Source organism: Halomonas sp. MCCC 1A11062 (assembly GCF_021404355.1).
Classification (GTDB): Bacteria; Pseudomonadota; Gammaproteobacteria; order Pseudomonadales; family Halomonadaceae; genus Halomonas; species Halomonas aerodenitrificans.
Genome location: NZ_JABFTW010000048.1, coordinates 1 through 2,913, shown reverse-complemented (window position 1 = coordinate 2,913; position 2,913 = coordinate 1). Strand labels below are relative to the sequence as shown.

At 54.8% G+C, this 2,913-nt stretch carries 2 rRNA genes; both read right to left on the bottom strand.

Annotated features, from left to right (window positions below):
* A 23S ribosomal RNA gene (locus HOP58_RS22675) occupies positions 1-1,154 on the bottom strand; the annotation flags it as partial.
* A gap of 215 nt (positions 1,155-1,369) precedes the next feature.
* Positions 1,370-2,910 (bottom strand): 16S ribosomal RNA (locus HOP58_RS22670).
* Positions 2,911-2,913 lie beyond the last annotated feature (3 nt).

The following is a 2,913-nucleotide window of genomic DNA, read 5'->3' as shown; positions in this document are numbered from 1 at the left end:
ACCCGTAGCTTCGGTACCTGGTTTAGCCCCGTTACATCTTCCGCGCAGGCCGACTCGACTAGTGAGCTATTACGCTTTCTTTAAAGGATGGCTGCTTCTAAGCCAACCTCCTAGCTGTCTGAGCCTTCCCACATCGTTTCCCACTTAACCAGGATTTCGGGACCTTAGCTGACGGTCTGGGTTGTTTCCCTTTTCACGACGGACGTTAGCACCCGCCGTGTGTCTCCCACGCTGGCACTCACCGGTATTCGGAGTTTGCCTCGGGTTGGTAAGTCGGGATGACCCCCTAGCCGAAACAGTGCTCTACCCCCGGCGGTGATACGTGAGGCGCTACCTAAATAGCTTTCGAGGAGAACCAGCTATCTCCGGGCTTGATTAGCCTTTCACTCCGATCCACAAGTCATCCAAATCTTTTTCAACAGATCCTGGTTCGGTCCTCCAGTTGATGTTACTCAACCTTCAACCTGCTCATGGATAGATCGCCCGGTTTCGGGTCTATTTCCAGCGACTGGTCGCCCAGTTAAGACTCGGTTTCCCTACGCCTCCCCTATTCGGTTAAGCTCGCCACTGAAAATAAGTCGCTGACCCATTATACAAAAGGTACGCGGTCACCGAACAAGTCGGCTCCCACTGCTTGTACGCATACGGTTTCAGGATCTATTTCACTCCCCTCTCCGGGGTTCTTTTCGCCTTTCCCTCACGGTACTGGTTCACTATCGGTCAGCCAGGAGTATTTAGCCTTGGAGGATGGTCCCCCCATGTTCAGTCAAGGTTTCACGTGCCCCGACCTACTCGATTTCACGACACTCAGATTTCGGCTACGGGACTATCACCCGCTATGGTCAGGCTTCCCAGCCTGTTCGCCTATCAGTTGTGCCGCTTAAGGGCTAGTCCCCGTTCGCTCGCCGCTACTGGGGGAATCTCGGTTGATTTCTTTTCCTCGGGGTACTTAGATGTTTCAGTTCCCCCGGTTCGCCTCCCAACACCTATGGATTCAGTGTGGGATACCCAGCTTGTGCTGGGTGGGTTTCCCCATTCAGAAATGCCCGGGTCACAGGTCGTTTGCCACCTCACCGAGCCTTATCGCAGGCTACCACGTCTTTCATCGCCTCTGGCTGCCAAGGCATCCACCGTATGCGCTTAATCGCTTGACCATATAACCCGAAAGGGTCTGGTCCGCGATTACGTACGACAATTGCCGGATACGCTTGAGACGTATCTTGCATTTCTCCTTGCGGAGAAATTGTCAGCATGATTCACATTGTTAAAGAGCAGACTGTTCAGAGAACAGTGGGAAGTCTAACAGTCTTTGCTCTGGCCGATCAGGTAATTCATTGTGAGCACTTGCCGCGAGGCGTGATACGTCGTTTAAGGAGGTGATCCAGCCGCAGGTTCCCCTACGGCTACCTTGTTACGACTTCACCCCAGTCATGAACCACACCGTGGTGATCGCCCTCCCGAAGGTTAGGCTAACCACTTCTGGTGCAGTCCACTCCCATGGTGTGACGGGCGGTGTGTACAAGGCCCGGGAACGTATTCACCGTGACATTCTGATTCACGATTACTAGCGATTCCGACTTCACGGAGTCGAGTTGCAGACTCCGATCCGGACTGAGATCAGCTTTCTGGGATTAGCTCACTTTCGCAAGTTCGCAACCCTTTGTACCGACCATTGTAGCACGTGTGTAGCCCTACCCGTAAGGGCCATGATGACTTGACGTCGTCCCCACCTTCCTCCGGTTTGTCACCGGCAGTCTCCTTAGAGTTCCCGGCATTACCCGCTGGCAAATAAGGACAAGGGTTGCGCTCGTTACGGGACTTAACCCAACATTTCACAACACGAGCTGACGACAGCCATGCAGCACCTGTCTCTGCGTTCCCGAAGGCACCCCTTCGTCTCCGAAGGGTTCGCAGGATGTCAAGGGTAGGTAAGGTTCTTCGCGTTGCATCGAATTAAACCACATGCTCCACCGCTTGTGCGGGCCCCCGTCAATTCATTTGAGTTTTAACCTTGCGGCCGTACTCCCCAGGCGGTCGACTTATCGCGTTAACTGCGCCACAAAGTCCGCGAAGGACCCAACGGCTAGTCGACATCGTTTACGGCGTGGACTACCAGGGTATCTAATCCTGTTTGCTACCCACGCTTTCGCACCTCAGTGTCAGTGTCAGTCCAGAAGGCCGCCTTCGCCACTGGTATTCCTCCCGATCTCTACGCATTTCACCGCTACACCGGGAATTCTACCTTCCTCTCCTGCACTCTAGCCTGACAGTTCCGGATGCCGTTCCCAGGTTGAGCCCGGGGCTTTCACAACCGGCTTATCAAGCCACCTACGCGCGCTTTACGCCCAGTAATTCCGATTAACGCTCGCACCCTCCGTATTACCGCGGCTGCTGGCACGGAGTTAGCCGGTGCTTCTTCTGTGGGTGATGTCCTTCCTGACGGGTATTAACCACCAGGCTTTCTTCCCCACTGAAAGTGCTTTACAACCCGAGGGCCTTCTTCACACACGCGGCATGGCTGGATCAGGCTTGCGCCCATTGTCCAATATTCCCCACTGCTGCCTCCCGTAGGAGTTCGGGCCGTGTCTCAGTCCCGATGTGGCTGATCATCCTCTCAGACCAGCTACGGATCGTCGCCTTGGTGAGCCATTACCTCACCAACCAGCTAATCCGACATAGGCTCATCCGATAGCGCAAGGTCCGAAGAGCCCCTGCTTTCTCCCGTAGGACGTATGCGGTATTAGCCTGGGTTTCCCCAGGTTATCCCCCACTATCGGGCAGATTCCTATGCATTACTCACCCGTCCGCCGCTCGCCACCAGGAAGCAAGCTTCCCGTGCTGCCGCTCGACTTGCATGTGTTAGGCCTGCCGCCAGCGTTCAATCTGAGCCATGATCAAACTCTTCAGTTTAAG